This window comes from Allobosea sp. 01N443 (assembly GCF_056399325.1).
Window position 1 is genome coordinate 1 of sequence record NZ_JBFTRC010000155.1, and the last position, 18224, is coordinate 18224.

The following is an 18224-nucleotide window of genomic DNA, read 5'->3' on the forward strand; positions in this document are numbered from 1 at the left end:
ATCCACAGCCGGGCGGAAAGCCTCTCGACTGGACCGGTCGGCCCGCTCCATAAGGGCGGACGAGGTGACCCGATGAGTCGTGAGCAGGGCCGGTCCCGCATTCTGTCCGAGGTGGGTTTCGTCCATCTCCACGTTCATTCGAGCTATTCCCTGCTCGAAGGGGCCATGACGGTCAGCACGCTGGCCAAGCTAGCCACTGCGGACGGCCAGCCCGCTTTGGCCCTGACCGACAGCAACAATCTTTTCGGCGCACTCGAATTCTCCGAGAAGCTCGCTGGTGGCGGCATCCAGCCCATCGTGGGCGTCCAGCTCTCGGTCGATTTCGCCGACGAGGTGGATAGCGGCCGCCGGCCCGTTCAGGCGCAGGCCGTGCCGCACATCGTGCTGCTTGCCATGTCCGAGGCGGGCTACGGCAATCTGATGAAACTCGTCACCGAAGCGTGTCTCGCAAGCGGCGGCGCCGGGCAGCCGATTTCGTCGCTCGAGAAACTGACGGCACATCATGACGGCGTGATCGCGTTGACCGGCGGGCCGGGCGGCCCGATCGACAGTGCGCTGCGTGCCGGGCAGGTAGCCCAGGCTGGCGCTCGCCTGGCAAAGCTCGCCGAAATCTTCGGCGACAGGCTCTATGTCGAGATCCAGCGCCATGGCCGTGATGGCGAGGCTGCCGTCGAGGCGCATCTGCTCAGGCTCGCCTATGATTCCGAACTCGCCATCGTCGCGACCAACGAGCCCTTCTTTGCCAAGGCCGGGGATTTCGAGGCGCATGATGCGCTGCTTGCGGTAGCCGAAGGGCGGCTGGTCTCCGACGGCGAGCGCCGGCGCGTGACGCCAGGGCATTTCTTCGTCACCCGGTCCGAGATGAAGCGCCGCTTCGCCGATCTGCCGGAGGCGCTGGCCGCGACCGTCGAGATCGCGATGCGCTGCACCTGGCGCGTCACGACACGCAAGCCGATCCTGCCGCGTTTCGGCGAGGAGGGGCGCGACGAGGCAGAGGAGCTCGAGGTCCAGGCGCGCGCCGGTCTGGCGGCTCGGCTGTCCAAGCACGGCCCGGCTTCGGGCTATACTGTCGGTGAATACGAGTCGCGGCTTGATTTCGAGCTTTCGATCATCAACCGCATGAAGTTCCCGGGCTACTTTCTCATCGTCTCGGACTTCATCAAATGGGCGAAGGACCAGGGCATCCCGGTCGGGCCGGGACGCGGCTCCGGCGCGGGTTCGCTCGTTGCCTATGCGCTGACCATCACGGACGTCGATCCGCTCCGCTTCGGCCTGCTTTTCGAGCGCTTCCTCAATCCCGACCGCGTCTCGATGCCGGACTTCGACATCGACTTCTGCCAGAACCGACGCGAAGAGGTGATCGACTACGTCAAGCGGCGCTATGGTGAGGAGCGCGTTGCGCAGATCATCACCTTCGGCACGCTGCTGGCGCGTGGTGTGCTGCGCGACGTCGGCCGCGTGCTGGAAATGCCCTATGGCCAGGTCGACAAGCTGACCAAGCTGGTGCCGCAGAACCCGGCGAAGCCGATCTCGCTGCCGGAGGCGATCGCTGGCGAGCCGAAGCTGCAGGCGGCTGCGGACGAAGAGCCGGTTGTGGCCCGCCTGCTCGAAATTGCCCAGAAACTGGAAGGGCTTCACCGCCACGCTTCGACCCACGCCGCAGGCGTGGTGATCGGCGATCGACCGCTCGAGCAACTCGTCGCGCTCTCGGTCGATCCGCGTACCGGTATGCGCGTGACCCAGTTCAACATGAAATGGGTCGAGCAGGCCGGCCTGGTGAAGTTCGACTTCCTCGGCCTCAAGACGCTGACGACGCTGACGACCGCCGTCACGCTGATTGCCCAGCGCGACATCCAGATCGACCTCGCCAAGCTGCCTTTCGACGATCCGAAGAGTTACGAGATGCTGGCGCGCGGCGAGACGGTCGGCGTGTTCCAGGTTGAATCGGCGGGCATGCGCAAGGCCCTGGTCGAGATGAAGGCCGACCGGATCGAGGACCTGATCGCGCTCGTCGCCCTCTACCGGCCGGGTCCGATGGACAACATCCCGACCTATTGCCGCCGCAAGCTCGGCTTGGAGGATCCCACCTATCTCCATCCGAAGCTGGAACCGATCCTGGCCGAAACGCATGGCATCATCGTCTACCAGGAACAGGTGATGCAGGTGGCTCAGGCGCTCTCGGGCTATTCGCTCGGTGAGGCCGATCTGCTGCGTCGCGCCATGGGTAAGAAGATCAAGGCGGAGATGGACGCTCAGCGCGACCGCTTCGTGAAGGGCGCCGTCGAAGGCGGCATGACGAAGAGCATCGCCTCCGAGATCTTCGACCTGCTCGCGAAATTCGCCGACTACGGCTTCAACAAGAGCCATGCCGCCGCCTATGCCGTCGTCGCGTTCCAGACCGCCTATCTCAAGGCGAACTTCCCAGTCGAGTTCCTCGCCGCGTCGATGACGCTCGACATGGGCAACACCGACAAGCTCTCGGAATTCCGGCGCGATGCCGAGCGCCTCGGCATCACGGTCGAGCCGCCGTCGATCAACCGCTCGGGCGTCGAGTTCGACGTGGCCGATGGCGCGATCCGCTACGCGCTCGGCGCGATCAAGGGGGTGGGGCGCACGGCGGTCGAATCCGTCGTCGTGGCGCGTAATTCGGACGGGCCGTTCCGCGATCTCGCCGATTTTGCGCGCCGCATCGACACCAAGCTCGTCAATCGCCGCACGATCGAGGCCCTGATCGCCGCTGGTGCGCTCGATCCGCTGGAGAAGGACCGTGCACGTGCCATGGCGGCGATCGACGGCATGCTGGCGCTCTCCAACCGCACGCGCGAGGCGGCTGCCGGTGGCCAGTCCGAGCTCTTTGGTGGGGGCTCCGTCGCGGAAGCCTTTCGCATCCCGCCGACCGAGCCGTGGGCGCCGGCAGAGCGGCTGCGGCGCGAACATGACGCTGTCGGCTTCTTCCTGTCGGGGCATCCGCTCGACGATTACGAACATGTGTTGAAGCGGCTGCGCGTTCAGCGCTTTGCCGATTTTGCCAAGACGGTCAGGGCAAACGGAACCTCCGTCGCCAAAGTTGCGGTCTCGGTCATCGACAAGTCGGAGCGGCGCACCAAATCCGGCAACAAGATGGGCATCGTCAACCTGTCAGACCCCAGCGGGCAGTTCGAGGCGATCCTGTTCTCGGAAGGACTGCAGCGTTACCGCGATCTGCTGGAGCCGGGCCGGGCGCTGGTGTTGCGCCTCAGCGCGGTACTCGATGGCGAGGATGTGCGACCACGCATCGAGGATGTCGAGGTGCTCGATGATCTGGCCGCTCGCCAGAAACAGGATCTGCTGGTCTACTTGCGCGACGACAGGGCACTGGGCAGCATTGCGGAGCGCATTCGCCCGCGCGAAGGCGCCCGCGCCGAGGGCAAGGTTGCGGTGATCATGATCCTCGATGACGGCGCGCAGGAGGTCGAGATCGAGTTGCCGGGCCGCTACCCGGTCAACCAGCAGATTGCCAACGCGGTACGGGCGGCGCCGGGAGTGGTCAGCGTCGAATTGCGCTGAGAGGCGGAGAGGGCAGCATGACAGCGCTGATTGTCGTCGATGTGCAGAACGATTTCTGCCCGGGCGGCCGTCTCGCCGTTACTGGCGGAGACGAGATCATCCCTCTGGTCAACGCGCTCGGTCTCCGCTTTGAAACGGTGGTCCTGACCCAGGACTGGCATCCGGCGGGGCACTCCTCCTTTGCCTCGCACCATCCTGGCAGGAAGCATTTTGAGAGTGTGGCGATGGCCTATGGCGAGCAGGTGCTTTGGCCTGATCACTGTGTCCAGGGCACGCGAGGCGCGGAGTTTCATCCAGGCCTCGACCTGCCGCATGCCCAAGCCATCATCCGCAAGGGCTATCGATCCGGGATCGACAGCTACTCCGGCTTCTTCGAGGCCGACCGTGTGACACCCACAGGATTGGGGGGCTATCTCAAGGAGCGCGGCGTCTCGCGAGTCGCCATTGTCGGGCTCGCGACGGATTTCTGCGTCAACTGGACGGCGCAGGATGCTGCCCGGAGCGGGCTGGAGACCTTTGTTGTCGAGGAGGCCTGCCGCGCCATTGATCTCAATGGCTCGCTGGCCAAGGCCTGGTCCGACATGTCGGCGCTGGGGGTGAGGCGCTTCGCCCCGCAGGAGTTACCAATGTGACGCAGGCAGATGTCGCGCTCGCAACGCCTGCTTGATCTGATCCAGCTGCTGCGGCGCCATCGTCGCTCGGTCTCCGGCCGGCGGCTCGCCGACGAGCTCCGTGTCAGCATACGCACCCTCTACCGCGACATCGTCACCTTGCAGGCGCAAGGCGCGCCGATCGAGGGGGAGCCGGGACTGGGCTATGTTCTCAAGCCGGGTTTCATGCTGCCGCCGCTGATGTTCTCCGAGGACGAGATCGAAGCACTGGTGCTCGGCTCGCGCTGGGTTTCCGACCGGGCTGATGGCCGCCTTGCCCTGGCTGCGCGCGATGCGCTGGCCAAGATCCTCGCCGTCCTGCCGGGGGATCTGCGCGATGATGCCGAGGCGTCCGCCCTGTTGGTCGGCCCCGGTGCCGCGATCATGGCGGAGAGCTTCGATCTCTCGGCCATCCGCAAGGCGATCCGTTCAGAGCGCAAGCTCTCGATCCTCTACCGGGATGGTGCCGGGCAGGCGAGCGAGAGGGTCGTCTGGCCGTTCGCCTTGAGCTTTTTCGACCATGTCCGCGTCGTCGTCGCCTGGTGCGAACTGCGGCAGGATTTCCGGCATTTCCGCACCGACCGCATCTCGCAGGTTCAGCCGCTCGATATCCGCTATCCGCGCCGGCGCCAGGGCTTGCTGAAGGAGTGGCGCGAGCGGGAGGGAGTTCCGCCGCCATCGTGAGCGACACTGCCGGAAATTGGCAGCATCTGCATCTAGGATCTCCTCATCGCCCAACCGGAGACACGACCGATGCAGAACGCCAGTTTCGTCATCCTTTACGTCGACAGCCCGACTGCTAGCTGCCGGTTCTATCGTGCGCTGCTCGGAGCCGAACCGGTTGAAGCCTCTCCGACCTTTGCATTGTTTGCGCTGAAGTCGGGCATCATGCTCGGGCTCTGGTCGCGCCATACGGTCGAGCCGGGAGCGGAAGCGGCCGGTGGCGGCGGAGAACTGGGCATGCCTGTCGGTCACGCCGATCAGGTCGATGCGATCCATAAGGAGTGGAAGGAACGCGGCATCACCATCCTTCAGGAGCCGGTCGATCTCGATTTCGGCCGCACCTTTGTCGCGACCGACCCGGATGGCCATCGCCTGCGTGTTTTCTCTCCGACCGAAGCCTGAGGAGGCGAGCATGACCGGCTATTGGATCGCCGTCGCTTCAGCCGAGCATGTCCGGCTAGGGGTGGCCGGAGGCTTCATGCAGGTTTGCCATGGCAAGACCGGGCCCTTGCGTCGGATTCGAGCCGGTGATGGCGTCGCCTGCTACTCGCCGACTGAAACCTTCGGTGGCGGGGAGAGGCTGCAGGCCTTCACCGCGATCGGCCGAGTCTGCGGCGATGAGCCCTATCCCGCCGATATGGGGGGCGGCTTCGACCGTCCCGGCGCGATGTCGCCTGGCTTGCCGCATCCGAGGCATCGATCAAGCCACTGCTCGACAGGCTGGAATTGACATCCGGGCGGCTGAACTGGGGCTATCTGTTTCGCTTCGGGCTGGTCGCCGTCAGCGCTCATGACTTCACTCTGATCGCTCAGGCTATGTCTGCTCGCGAGTCGGAAACCCTGACAGCTGCGTGACGCCTGGCGCCCGAGCGGCGCCGTCGCAAGGCGGGCGGCTGTCCGGATCCTTGCCAAAAGGGGACGATAGGGAATGCTGCGCTGCGGGGCGACCTCCGGTTGAGTRTACCCTGCCATGACAGTCGCGCGATTGTCTTGACCTGCCCGCAAGGTTAGTCACGACCCTGGGGAAGCGGGGTACGCGTCGATCCGATCTTCATTGCTTGAGGGAAAGCCGTTATGTCGTTTCTTTTGAAGCCCTTTTGCGCAGTTGGCGCACTGGTTTCCGTTCTCTCTGCCGGTCCGGCCTTGGCGCAGAGCCAGGCCGACCAGCTCGCTGTCGTCTATCAATCGGGCCGCAATCAGCTTGGGATCCTGACCTACTGCAACGAGAAGGGTCACATCGGAGCTGATGTGGTCGAGATCCAGAAGAAGATGCTCGGCCTGATCCCGGCTCCTGCCGACAAGAGCGGCGGGGATGCCGCCGAAGCGCAGGGCAAGAAGGGGACGATCGCCATGATGGGCGTCACTCAGGACATCGAGGCCATAGCCAAGGCCCAGAATGCATCGGCCGCGACCTACTGCAAGCAGATTGGCGATGTGGTGAAGCAAGCGGGCGCAGCCCTGCCCAAATAGCCATCCGGGGTCGCGCTCTCGGGTTATGGTCGCCGGTCATGATGAGGCCGGCGAATCCGGCTTCCGGCTGAATTCGTTCTGGCTTGGGAGGTGAGGACGATGCCGACGGGAGATGATCTGCGCCGTCTGGCGCTGGCTCTGGACGGCACGGTCGAGGCTCCGCACTTCGACCGGGTCGCCTTCAAGGTCTCGCGAATCTACGTCACTCTCGCTCCTGACGGTTGCAGCGCGAATTTCGGCTTCTCGCCCGAGGAGCAGGAATTCAGGTGCATGATGGCGCCGGATGCCTTCAGCCCGGTGCCAAATGCCTGGGGCAAGCGGGGTTGGACGACAGCCGATCTCTCCAGGCTGGGCCTGGCTGAACTTGCCGGAGCGCTCGAGGCGGCATGGGCGCATGGCGCGCAAAAGAAGCCACGGCGCCGATGACCTGGTGAGGTGCGAGCCTTGCGTTGCCACGCTTTCCCGTGTAAGGCGCAGGCCATCCCACATGGGGAGCATCGCCTCACTTCCGAGGCGTTCCGGTGACGTGGCAGTCCATGCCTTGTTCATTCGCACCCCAGAGGCTCAACCGGAAGGACGATCGAATCATGGCTCTGCCAGACTTTTCCATGCGCCAGCTGCTMGAAGCCGGCGCGCATTTCGGCCACCAGGCTCACCGCTGGAACCCGAAGATGTCGCCGTATATCTACGGCACCCGCAACAACATCCACATTCTCGACCTGTCGCAGTCGGTGCCGATGCTCTCGCGCGCCCTGCAGGCTGTCAGCGACACCGTGGCCCGTGGCGGCCGCGTCCTGTTCGTCGGCACCAAGCGCCAGGCGCAGGACTCGATCGCCGACGCTGCCAAGAGGTCGGCTCAGTACTACGTGAACTCCCGTTGGCTCGGCGGCATGCTGACCAACTGGAAGACCATCTCGGCCTCGATCCAGCGCCTGCGCAAGGTCGACGAGCTCCTGAATGGCGGCAGCACCGGCCTGACCAAGAAGGAACGCCTGATGCTGGCGCGTGAGCGCGACAAGCTCGAGAAGGCGCTCGGCGGCATCAAGGACATGGGCGGCACGCCCGACATGATCTTCGTGATCGACACCAACAAGGAAGCGCTCGCGATCAAGGAGGCCCAGCGCCTCGGCATCCCGGTCGCCGCCATTGTCGACTCGAACTCGGATCCGGATGGCATCACCTACCCGGTGCCTGCCAATGACGACGCCGGCCGCGCCATCCAGCTCTATTGCGACCTGATCGCCCGTTCGGCCATCGACGGCATCTCGCGCGCCTCGGGCGACCATGGCATCGATCTCGGTGCTGCCGAGGCCCCGATCGTTGAGACGGCGATCATCGAGCCGGCCGCAGACGCTGCCCCGGTGTTCGAGCTGCTTACTGCGCCGCGCGGCGCGCCGGACGACTTCATGAAGCTCTCCGGCATGGGTCCGGAGCTGGTTCAGAAGCTCAATGACGGTGGCCTGTTCCACTTCTGGCAGATCGCTGCGATGTCGCCGGCCGATGTCGTCAAGGTTGATGCCGATCTGAAGCTCGGTGGTCGCATCGAGCGCGACGGCTGGGTTGCCCAGGCGCGCGATCTCGCCGAGGCCTGAGAGCAAACTCAGGGCGGCGCGTCATCGGCGCGTCGCCTCGGCAGCGCAGCAATGCGCGGCAGATGAATGAAGTCACGCCGACGGCCGGTCACGGAGCGTCGGCGTTTTCCCTTCGCGCTATGGCGCGCTCTGAAATCGAAGACCGTGCCGTTGGCCGCCAGCGTCGTTGCGCAGGCCCGGCACATGACAGCAAGGAACGACAGATGGCTGCGATCACCGCCGGCATGGTGAAGGAACTCCGCGACAAGACTGGCGCGGGCATGATGGATTGCAAGACCGCGCTGGCCGCGACCGACGGCAACATCGAGGCCGCCATCGACTGGTTGCGCACCAAGGGCCTCGCCAAGGCCGCGAAGAAGGCCGGCCGCGTTGCCGCCGAGGGCCTGGTCGCCGTGGCCGTGTCCGAGAACCGCGGTGTCGTTGCCGAGGTCAATTCCGAGACCGACTTCGTTGCGCGCAACCTCGAGTTCCAGGCGCTCGCCCGCACGATCGCCGACGTCTCGCTGGAGCGCGGCGGCGACGTCGAGGCACTGCTCGCCCATCACTATCCGGGCGGCGGCACCGTCGCTGACGCCATCGCCAATGCCATCGCCACGATTGGCGAGAACATGACCCTGCGCCGCGTCGCCGAGGTCAAGGTCAGCGCCGGCGTCATTGGCCATTACGTCCACGGCTCGGTCGCCGATGGTCTCGGGAAGATCGGCGTCATCGTCGGTCTCGAGACGACCGGCAAGGGCGAGGAGCTCGCAGCCCTCGGTCGTCAGCTTGCCATGCACGTCGCCGCTACCAATCCGGTCGCGCTCGATCTCGCTTCGGTCGATCCGGCGATCCTGGAGCGCGAGAAGGCGATCCTGGCCGAGAAGAATGCCGGCAAGCCCGCCAACGTGCTCGAGAAGATCACCGAGAGCGGCTTGAAGAGCTACGCCAAGGAATACTGCCTGCTCGAGCAGGCCTATATCCATGACGGCTCGAAGTCCGTCGCCCAGGTGCTGAAGGAAGCCGAGGGCAAGGTCGGTGCTCCGGTCAAGCTGACGGGCTTTGCTCGCTTCGCGCTCGGCGAGGGCATCGAGAAGGAAGAGACCGATTTCGCTGCCGAAGTCGCTGCGGCTGGTGGCACGACGGGCTGAGAAGCCGGTTGATAGGATCTGAAAAAGGCCGCGCTCTGCGCGGCCTTTTTTGTAAGAAGACGATGTTGGTGCCGAATCGCGCCGTCCCAGTCCATGGAGAAAGCCGGTGAGACCCAAACGCGTTCTTGTGAAGCTCTCCGGCGAAGCCCTTGCGGGGAAAGCCGGATCCGGCCTCGACGGTACGACGCTGACTGCGCTCGCCGCCGATATCGCAAAGGCCGCGCACGAAGGCGTCGAGATTGCGATCGTCGTCGGCGGCGGCAATTTCTTTCGCGGCGTCCAGGGCTTGAACAAGGGCCTCGACCGACCAAGCGCCGATTCGATCGGCATGCTCGGCACGGTGATGAACGCTCTTGCGCTAGAGCATGCCATCGAGATCGCCGGCGCCCCGGCCCGCGCCATGTCGGCTGTGCCCATGCCCTCGCTCTGCGAGAGCTACGCTCGCCGGCGCGCGCTCGACCATCTCAGCCACGGCAAGGTCGTCATTCTCGGGGGCGGCACGGGCAATCCCTATTTCACCACCGATACCGGAGCTGCCCTTCGGGCGGCCGAGCTCGACTGCCAGCAATTGCTGAAGGCGACGCAGGTCGATGGCGTCTACACCGCCGATCCGAAGAAGGATCCGAACGCCAAGCGCTATGAGAGCCTGACCCATGCCGAGGCGATCAGGCATGATCTCAAGGTGATGGATACGGCTGCTTTTGCGCTGGCGCGCGACGCCGGGCTGACGATCGTCGTCTTCTCGATCGCCGAAACTGGCGCGCTTGCGGCCGTTCTGCGCGGCGAGGGCAGGGCAACCTACGTGACGCCCTGACCGCCGGATTCCCTCGCGGTTGCAAGGCTCAGTAGTTCGGCCAGATCCCCGGCGTCATCAACTCAAGCAGATGGCCGTCGGGGTCACGGAAATAGAGGCTGTTTCCGCCGCGATCCCAGCTCATCCGGCCCTCGATATCGATTCCATGCTGCTGCAACCGCTCTTCCCAGGCTGTGAGTTCGCTGGTGTCGATCGCGAAGCAGATATGGAGGGGGCCGCTGCCGTCATGCGGTGGAATATTGCCCTTCGCAGATGATTGGGTGAGGAGAGATTGCCCCCGAAGGAAGAGCAGAAGGACACTCTCTCCGCCAACATCATAGGCGAACAGCGTCCTCGTCTTCAGCATCGGCTTCAATCCGAGCTTCGTCTCATAGAACTCCTGCGCGCGATCGAGATCGTCGATGTAGAGCGCAGTTTCAATGATGCGGTTCAGACGGGGCAAGGGGCCTCCTCGTGGTTCGGTTGTGCTCGGCCGTGACGTCTCGACCGAGGCCCGACCTTAAAGCTAGGAAGCGGCGCCCGGTCTTGCCACCGTTCCGGATCACCCGTCCGCCATGCCCGGCCTGCCTCAGGCGTTTTTCCCTTGCAGATTGTCCCGGGAAGGTGCTGTTGGAACATGAAATCCTTGACCCTGAGCGGGGCCGCGGCCATGGTCGCGCCGGTTTTCGATTATCTGCAAGGTCTTGACTAAAATGGCCCAGACGACATTCGACCTCGCCGACGTGAAGCGTCGGATGCAAGGCGCGGTGCAATCCTTCAAAGGCGATCTCGCCTCCCTGCGCACCGGCCGCGCCTCCGCCAACGTTCTCGATCCGATCCAGGTCGAGGCTTATGGTGCACGTACACCCTTGACTCAGCTTGCCACCGTCAGCGTGCCTGAAGCACGCTTGCTCAGTGTCCAGGTCTGGGACCGCAGCATGGTCCAGGCGGTGGAGAAGGCGATCCGCGAATCCGATCTGGGCCTCAACCCCCAGACGGAAGGGCAGGTGCTGCGCATCCGAATTCCGGAGCTGAACGAGCAGCGCCGCAAGGAGATGGTCAAGGTCGCGCATAAATATGCCGAAGAATCCAAGATCGCTGTGCGCCATGTCCGCCGCGACGGGATCGACGTGATCAAGAAGCTCGAGAAGGACGGTCACCTGACCAAGGATGACGTGACGCGCGAGTCGGATCAGGTCCAGAAGGTCACAGACCAGCATATCGCCGAGATCGATCAGGCGCTGGCGACGAAGGAAAAGGAAATCCTGCACGTCTGATCCTGTCGCCCGGCGGGTTTGAGCCGCTGGCTATGATCCGGGACGCAACGCCGAAAGAGGCACGAGAATGTCAGCAGGCCAGCGTCCGGAGGTCCAGGCTGCAGGGCCCTCCCATGTCGCAGTGATCATGGACGGCAACGGGCGCTGGGCTCAGTTGCGCGGCCTGCCGCGACATGAAGGGCATCGGCGCGGGCTGGAGGCCTTGCGCCGGACCGTCCGCAACGCCAGYGATCTCGGCATCGAGATTCTGACGGTCTACAGTTTCTCGACGGAGAACTGGCGCCGGCCTGCTGCCGAAGTTTCGTTTCTGATGACGCTGCTCAAGCATTTCATCGAGAAGGATCTTACCGAACTCGGTGCGGCTGGGGTCCGGGTCCGGGTCATTGGCGGCAGGAGCGATCTGGCGCCCGATCTGCGCCGTCTGGTCGAGCACGCCGAGGCGACCACGCGCAACAACACGGGAATGACGCTCGTCGTCGCCTTCAACTATGGCTCGCGCGACGAGATCGTCCGAGCGGCGCGCCAACTGGCCTCGGATGTTGCGGCAGGCCTTGTCGACGCAACCACCATTGACGAGAGCAGCATCTCTGCGCGGCTCGATACCGCAGATCTGCCCGACCCCGAGCTCGTCATCCGCACATCGGGCGAGACACGGATCTCGAATTTTCTGCTTTGGCAGGCCGCCTATGCGGAGTTCGTCTTCACCCCGGTACTCTGGCCCGATTTCGATCGCGCGGCGTTGGAAGAAGCGCTGGCCGAGTATCGCCGCCGCGAACGCCGTTTCGGCGGCGTGTCGGAGCCATCCGGCCGCAATGTGGGCGTAGCGTGAGTGACCAACCTTCCGGCGGTCCGGCCGCCGGCCCGAGCGAACTGAAGCTGCGTATCGCATCCGCGCTGGTGCTGGCCGCGGGCATTGTGGCTGCGACATTTGTCGGGGGCTGGCCGTTCAGGCTCATCTGGGCGCTGGCTGCCGRATTGGTCGCCTATGAGTGGCTCGCGATCGTGAGCCGCCGGAACGCGGTGCCCGCAGGTATCGGCGTTACGATTGCCGGCCTGGCGCTTGGCTTCGCCCCGATCAGTCCAGTGGCGCTCGCCGGTGTTTCCGCCTTCGCTGCGTTCTTCGGGGCGCTCCTGACCCCGGTTCTCGAGAAGCGGAACTGGCTGGAGGCCTGCGGTGTCGCCTATGCGCTCGCCTTTGCCCTGATCACGCCGGCGCTGCGTGCACTCCCGGATTTCGGGTTTGCTGTGATCATCTGGACCTTTGCGGTCTGTTGGCTGACCGATATTGCCGCCTATTTTACGGGGCGGGCTCTTGGTGGGCCGAAGCTCATGCCTGCGATCAGTCCGAAGAAGACCTGGTCCGGCGCACTCGGCGGAACCGCTGCCGGCACACTCGGTGGTTATGTCGTCTGGGTGTTGACCCCGGGGGCGGCCGCAGTCGTCGGTCCGGCCTTTGTGATCGCGGCCTCGCTTTCGGCCTCGATCGTGAGTCAGGCTGGCGATCTCTTTGAATCCGCCGTCAAGCGTCGCTTTGGCACCAAGGACTCAAGCAAGTTGATCCCGGGCCATGGTGGCTTTTTCGATCGGCTTGACGGCTACTGGGCCGTCCTGGTCCTCGCTGGTGCTGCACTGTTCCTGGCGCATCTGGAGTTCTGAAGACGTCATGCGCCGTCTCGTCACTCTTCTTGGAGCCACAGGCTCCATCGGCCGGTCGACGCGCGACGTCGTCTCGGAGAATCCTGAACGCCTGAAGATCGATGTCGTGGTTGGCGGGCGGGACGCTGCGAGCCTCGCCCGGGTGGCGGTCGAAACAGGTGCCCGCTTTGCCGCCTTGGCGGACGAGGCGGGAGGCGAAGCTCTKGCGCAGGCCCTGGCCGGTAGCGGTATCGACAGCGGGGCGGGGCGGCAGGCCATTCTCGACGCCGTCGCGATGCCGAGCGACATTGTTGTCAGTGCCATAGCAGGAGCTGCCGGTCTGGAAGCGACTTTTGCCGCGCTGACACCTGGCCGCGTGATTGCCCTCGCCAACAAGGAGAGCCTGGTTTGTGCTGGTGCCGCCGTGATGGCGCAGGCCAAGGCCGTGGGCGCGCGCATCTTGCCGCTGGATTCGGAGGCTGAAACATGATCAGCTTGATGTTCTGGTGCACCCCCAGCAGATCGTGCATGGCCTCGTCACCTTCCGCGATGGCTCGGTCACTGCAGGCATGGCAATTCCGGATATGCGGGTTGCGGCCGCGCATTGCCTCGGCGTCGACGGCCGGCTCGATGCTCCGGCCACGCGCTTCGTCGATCTCGTCACGACCGCGCCGTTGGCCTTCGAACGCCCTGATCTTGCCCGCTTTCCGGCGCTTGGTCTGGCGATGGCAGCGTTGGAGACCGGAGGCGCGGTGCCGGCGATCCTCAATGCCGCCAATGAAGTCGCGGTCGAGGCCTTTCTTGCCGGACGGATCGGCTTTCCCGGCATCCCGGCTCTCGTCGATGCCGTCTGCAGCGGGCTCGGTGCTGACATCGCGGCACCGGTCGATATTGAAGCGGCCCTTGCCATTGACCATGAGGCGAGAAACCGCGCTCGCCTGCTCTTGTCGAAGGGCACCTTCACTGTCACGTAAGGGGCAGGAATCGGGAGAATTTTATGGATATTGCAGCGACCGTCTGGAACTCGGGCAGCTTTCTGCTCAGTTACCTGGTGCCGTTCCTGTTTGTCCTGACCATCGTTGTTTTCGTGCACGAGCTCGGGCACTTCCTCGTCGGTCGTTGGTGCGGCGTCGACGTGAAAGTGTTCTCGATCGGCTTCGGCCGCGAGATTTTCGGATTCGTCGACAAGCACGGCACGCGCTGGCGCTTCGCGCTGATCCCGCTCGGCGGCTATGTGAAGTTCTCCGGTGACGCGGATCCCTCGAGCTCCGCAGCCGATAGCGCTGAAGTCGAGCGCATGACGGAGGAACAGCGAGCGCGTTCCTTCCCGGCTCAATCGATCGCTGAACGGGTGGCGATCGTCGCGGCCGGCCCGATTGCCAATTTCGTACTGGCCATCCTCATCTTTGCCGGGACCGTCTACGCCTTCGGTCGCCCGGTCCTGACGCCCCGGGTCGAGCAGGTGATTGCCGGGAAGGCCGCTGAGCGCGCAGGTCTGCTCGCCGGGGACGTCGTCCTGACGATCGACGGCAAGCAGATCCGCAGCTTCAGCGACATGCAAAGAGTGGTCTCGACACATCCGAACGAGACCCTTTCGGTGACGGTCGATCGCGCGGGCACCATGGTGACCCTGCCTGTCACGCCTGATCTGAACGAGACATCGACGGCTCTCGGCAAACAGCGCATTGGCGTTATCGGGGTCCAGGCTTCCCGCCGGGCCGAGGACTGGACGACCCAGCATTACAGCCTCGGTGAAGCCGTGAAGGTTGGATTCTCCGAGACCTGGTTTGTGGTCGACCGGACCTATGACTATCTGTCCAAATTGATCAGCGGGCGTGAATCGACGGATCAGCTTTCGGGGCCGATCCGCATCGCCCAGGTTTCCGGGATGGTTGCTTCCAATGGAGGCCTGCTCGCGCTGATCAATCTTGCGGCGATTCTGTCGGTCTCGATCGGCCTGATGAACCTGTTGCCGGTTCCAATGCTCGATGGCGGACATCTGATGTTCTATGCGATCGAGGCTCTCCGCGGCCGCCCCTTGAGCGAGCGCGCCCAGGAAATCGGCTTTCGGGTCGGTTTTGGGCTGGTCCTGATGCTGATGCTCTTTGTGACCTGGAATGACATCGTCCACGTCCACTCGCGTCTGTAGACTCCGACTGGCAAGCCCACGAATGCTGTGACCTGCGGCAAGGTTCGTTGCCGATAGGCCCAAAAGCTGCGTCGAATCGGGCGCTTTGCTCAGGGCGCGTGGCCTCCTGGCAACGACGAGGTTAAAAATAATTTGTTAACGACAATGTTCGTTTGCACCTCGTCGGAAACTTTGTAGAAGCGATTGGTCTGCAATGTCGCCATGCACCTGCCCAAAGGCAGGTGTCCCCGGTTGGGGTGGTGACCTACTAAATGGAATAGGCGACCCGATGACGTCGACCCCAAAGAGCCGGTCTTTCAAAATGCGGCTCTCTCGATCAGTCGGACTTTCGGCCTTTATGTTGGCCGTTAGCGGTGGCGTTGTTTTTGCGCAGGCCGTGATTGTCCAAGGCAACCGCCGCGTCGACGCGGAGACCATTCGGTCCTATGCAGGGCAGGGTGGTCCGCAGGAGGTTCGGCAGAGCCTGATGGCGACCGGACTGTTCTCGAACGTCCAGGTCAGCCGCCGCGGCAACCAGACTGTGATCTCGGTTCACGAGAACGACACGATCAATCGCGTCGCCTTCGAAGGCAACAAGCGCCTCAAGAGCGAGATCCTGCTGCAACAGGTCGAATCGAAGGCGCGTGGCCCTCTGAGCCAGGCGCTGATCGACTCCGATGTGCAGCGCCTGAAGGAGGTCTATCGCCGGGCCGGTTACGGCACTGCGACGATCTCCGGGCGTATCGCGCCATTGCCCAACGGTCGTTCGGACGTGGTCTTCACCATTGTCGAGAGCGGSAAGACCGGCATCAAGGAAATCAATTTCGCGGGTAACGGCGCCTATTCGGCATCGCGTCTGCGCGGGTTGATGAGCTCGACGGAATCGAATTTCCTCAGCTTCATCAAGACCTCCGACGTCTATGATCCCGACCGTATCGCGTCCGATCTCGATCTGGTTCGCCGCTTCTACCTGAAGAACGGCTATGCCGACTTCCGGGTCGTTGCGAGCGACGCGCGCTTCGATGACGCCAAGGGTGGCTGGGTCATCGACGTCACGGTCKATGAAGGGCCGCAGTACAAGGTCGGCAACGTCGCGGTGGATTCGCAGCTCAGCGATATCGACTCGGCGACGATGCAAAGGCTCCTCGCGACCTCGGCTGGCGATACCTACAATGCCGAGGCGGTCGAAAAGTCGCTCGTCAACCTCACGACCGAGGTGTCCCGCCGTGGTCATCCCTTTGCGCAGGTTCGCCCCCGCGGTGAGCGTGACGCCGCTGGCCGCCTGATTGGCATCACCTATGTCGTCGAAGACGGTCCGCGGGTCTATGTCGAGCGCATCAATGTGCGCGGCAATACACGGACCCGCGACTATGTGGTCCGCCGCGAGCTCGACCTGGGTGAGGGCGATGCCTACAACAAGGTGATGGTTGATCGCGCCGAGCGGCGCCTGAACAATCTCGGCTTCTTCAACAAGGTTCGCATCACCAATGAGCCGGGCAGCGCGCCTGACCGGGTCATCATGAACATCGACGTCGAGGACAAGGCCACCGGCTCCTTCTCGATCGCGGGCGGTTATTCGACGTCTGACGGTGTCATCGGCGAAGTCTCGCTGTCGGAATCCAACTTCCTTGGCCGCGGCCAGTTCGTGAAGATTGCCGGCACGTTGGGGCAGCGGACGCAGGGCATCGACTTCTCGTTCACCGAGCCCTATTTCCTCGGTCGCCGGATCGCGGCCGGTATCGACCTGTTCTCGAAGTACAACGACAACTACAATATCGGCCGCTACGAGAGCCGTGTGACCGGCGGTCAGCTGCGGTTCACCTTCCCGATCACGGAAGAGTTCTCGATCACGCCGCGCTATTCGCTCTATACGACCGAGATCAAGATCCCGAACACGTCGAGCCGGCCGTATAACGACTGCTCGTTCCCGATCCCCGGGATCACACCCGGACCGGGGTCGAGCTTTCCAGCAACGCAGAACTTCAACTGCGTGACGAATGGCGAAGCGACGCTCGCGGTCAAGGAAGCCCGCGGCGAAACGCTGACCTCCCTTGCGGGCGTGACGCTGAACTACAACTCGCTTGATAACTACCAGACACCGCGCAACGGCTTCATTGCGGAGTTGAAGCCGGAATTCGCGGGCCTTGGCGGCGACTCGAAGTTCCTTCGTGTCGCGGCGGATGCGCGCTACTACCGCGAGATCTTCGACGATGTCGTCGGCTTCCTCCGGGTCCAGGGCGGTCACGTCCAGGCGACGGAAGGTACCCTGCGCATGGTCGATCACTACTTCCTCGGCCCGAGCCTGGTGCGTGGCTTCGCTCCGTCGGGCATCGGTCCGCGCGACGTGCTGAACGACCCGACGGCCAACGCTCTCGGCGGCCAGTCGTATTTCGGAGGCTCGGTCGAAGTGCAGTTCCCGATCTGGGGCCTGCCGCGTGACCTTGGCCTGCGCGGCGCGATCTTCGCCGATGCCGGTACGCTGTTCGACTATGATGGCGGCTCGAAGGTGATCACCAGCCCGATTCCGACGACGAACGGGCTTTGCCCGGGCGGGTCGGAGCCTCGGCAGTTCAATGTCCCGAGCACGTCCCAGTTCCAGAGCAACGTGGCCTGCGTTCGCGACAAGAACGTCATCCGCTCCTCGATCGGCGCGAGCCTGCTCTGGCAGTCGCCGCTCGGGCCGATCCGGTTTGACTATGCCTATGCCCTTAGCAAGGATGAGGGCACGCGCGATCCGATCACCGGCGTCCGTTACGGCGGCGACCGTCTGCAGGCCTTCCGCTTCTCCGGCGGCACCCGCTTCTGACGCGGCGGGGCGGCAACGCCCCGCACGGATCCATTGCATGTCAGAACCTCAATTCTTCCCGATCGCGACCTCGCTGAGCTACGGCGAGGTCGCTGCCATTTCAGGGGCTGCTCTGCCTGAGGGCGTGGAGCCCACGCGGCTCGTTACCGGCGCGGCCGCACTCGAGGCCGCCGGGCCCGATGACATCGCCTATATGGACAACCCCAAATATACGGATGCGCTGGCGGGGACTTCGGCGGGGCTGTGCCTGGTTTCTTCCCGGTTCGCTGCCCGTGTTCCCGCGGGCACTGTCGCGCTCGTATCGCCCGCGCCCTACCATGCCTTTGCCCGGATCATGGCGCGCTTCTATCCCGATGCGCTCAAGCCACGGTCGGTCTTTGGCTCGCAAGGGGTCGCGCCGGGCGCCTTCGTCCACGCCACGGCAAGGATCGAGGATAACGTCACGATCGATCCGGGTGCCGTGGTCGGCCCCGGTGC

At 64.1% G+C, this 18224-nt stretch carries 17 protein-coding genes and 1 pseudogene; 17 read left to right on the forward strand and 1 reads right to left on the reverse strand.

The genetic code is table 11. The annotated features are described in order from the left end of the window. Nucleotides 1-72 precede the first annotated feature (72 nt). The 10 genes from dnaE to pyrH all read left to right on the forward strand — a co-directional run bounded on the left by dnaE (nt 73) and on the right by pyrH (nt 9922). Nucleotides 73-3546: a DNA polymerase III subunit alpha gene (gene dnaE, locus AC1DRP_RS27325; protein ID WP_441505531.1), complete on the forward strand. Its 3474-nt coding sequence runs from the start codon at nt 73-75 to the stop codon at nt 3544-3546. Between the two features lie 17 nt (nt 3547-3563). Next, nucleotides 3564-4178, forward strand: a complete 615-nt coding sequence (pncA, locus tag AC1DRP_RS27330; protein WP_476770094.1) for a bifunctional nicotinamidase/pyrazinamidase — start codon at nt 3564-3566, stop codon at nt 4176-4178. Nucleotides 4179-4187: 9 nt separating this feature from the next. Continuing rightward, nucleotides 4188-4880 carry a helix-turn-helix transcriptional regulator gene (locus AC1DRP_RS27335; RefSeq protein ID WP_476770095.1) on the forward strand — a complete coding sequence of 231 codons (693 nt, stop codon included), beginning with the start codon at nt 4188-4190 and terminating at the stop codon, nt 4878-4880. 69 nt (nt 4881-4949) lie between these two features. Continuing rightward, nucleotides 4950-5321, forward strand: coding sequence for a VOC family protein (locus tag AC1DRP_RS27340; RefSeq protein ID WP_441491830.1), 372 nt, complete (start codon nt 4950-4952; stop codon nt 5319-5321). A 10-nt stretch (nt 5322-5331) separates the two neighbouring features. Then, complete coding sequence (locus AC1DRP_RS27345; RefSeq protein WP_441505534.1) at nt 5332-5649, forward strand: EVE domain-containing protein; 318 nt, start codon at nt 5332-5334, stop codon at nt 5647-5649. A gap of 344 nt (nt 5650-5993) precedes the next feature. Continuing rightward, nucleotides 5994-6389: a pore-forming ESAT-6 family protein gene (locus tag AC1DRP_RS27350; RefSeq protein WP_441491828.1), complete on the forward strand. Its 396-nt coding sequence runs from the start codon at nt 5994-5996 to the stop codon at nt 6387-6389. A gap of 99 nt (nt 6390-6488) precedes the next feature. Next, on the forward strand, nt 6489-6815 hold the full coding sequence (locus AC1DRP_RS27355) for an MmcQ/YjbR family DNA-binding protein (RefSeq protein ID WP_441491827.1): 327 nt from the start codon (nt 6489-6491) through the stop codon (nt 6813-6815). A gap of 161 nt (nt 6816-6976) precedes the next feature. Next, entirely contained in the window at nt 6977-7981 is a 1005-nt protein-coding gene (locus tag AC1DRP_RS27360; RefSeq protein WP_069880713.1) for a 30S ribosomal protein S2, read from the forward strand. A gap of 203 nt (nt 7982-8184) precedes the next feature. Further along, complete coding sequence (tsf, locus tag AC1DRP_RS27365) at nt 8185-9108, forward strand: translation elongation factor Ts (RefSeq protein ID WP_113518499.1); 924 nt, start codon at nt 8185-8187, stop codon at nt 9106-9108. Nucleotides 9109-9214: 106 nt separating this feature from the next. Next, nucleotides 9215-9922: a UMP kinase gene (pyrH, locus tag AC1DRP_RS27370; RefSeq protein WP_069880715.1), complete on the forward strand. Its 708-nt coding sequence runs from the start codon at nt 9215-9217 to the stop codon at nt 9920-9922. A gap of 28 nt (nt 9923-9950) precedes the next feature. Here the strand turns inward: pyrH and AC1DRP_RS27375 are convergent, their stop codons facing one another. Continuing rightward, on the reverse strand, nt 9951-10364 hold the full coding sequence (locus AC1DRP_RS27375) for a VOC family protein (protein WP_476770096.1): 414 nt from the start codon (nt 10362-10364) through the stop codon (nt 9951-9953). A 250-nt stretch (nt 10365-10614) separates the two neighbouring features. On the opposite strand from AC1DRP_RS27375, the gene frr reads away from it, so the two are divergent. The 7 genes and pseudogenes from frr to AC1DRP_RS27410 form a co-directional block, all read left to right on the forward strand. Then, complete coding sequence (gene frr, locus AC1DRP_RS27380) at nt 10615-11178, forward strand: ribosome recycling factor (protein WP_069880717.1); 564 nt, start codon at nt 10615-10617, stop codon at nt 11176-11178. Nucleotides 11179-11245: 67 nt separating this feature from the next. Next, a complete protein-coding gene (locus AC1DRP_RS27385) occupies nt 11246-12007 on the forward strand; it encodes an isoprenyl transferase (protein ID WP_441491824.1) in 762 nt (253 codons plus the stop codon). Further along, entirely contained in the window at nt 12004-12834 is an 831-nt protein-coding gene (locus tag AC1DRP_RS27390) for a phosphatidate cytidylyltransferase (protein WP_476770097.1), read from the forward strand. The genes AC1DRP_RS27385 and AC1DRP_RS27390 overlap by 4 nt, the downstream gene beginning before the upstream one ends. A gap of 7 nt (nt 12835-12841) precedes the next feature. Beyond that, nucleotides 12842-13787: pseudogene (locus tag AC1DRP_RS27395) on the forward strand (1-deoxy-D-xylulose-5-phosphate reductoisomerase). Nucleotides 13788-13810: 23 nt separating this feature from the next. Continuing rightward, nucleotides 13811-14962: an RIP metalloprotease RseP gene (rseP, locus tag AC1DRP_RS27400; RefSeq protein WP_441505537.1), complete on the forward strand. Its 1152-nt coding sequence runs from the start codon at nt 13811-13813 to the stop codon at nt 14960-14962. 268 nt (nt 14963-15230) lie between these two features. Continuing rightward, the gene (gene bamA / locus AC1DRP_RS27405; RefSeq protein ID WP_476770098.1) at nt 15231-17747 is read left to right on the forward strand and encodes an outer membrane protein assembly factor BamA; all 2517 of its coding nucleotides are present in this window, start codon (nt 15231-15233) and stop codon (nt 17745-17747) included. A 37-nt stretch (nt 17748-17784) separates the two neighbouring features. Then, the coding region (locus AC1DRP_RS27410; protein WP_476770099.1) for an LpxD N-terminal domain-containing protein at nt 17785-18224 on the forward strand (440 nt) is incomplete at its 3' end.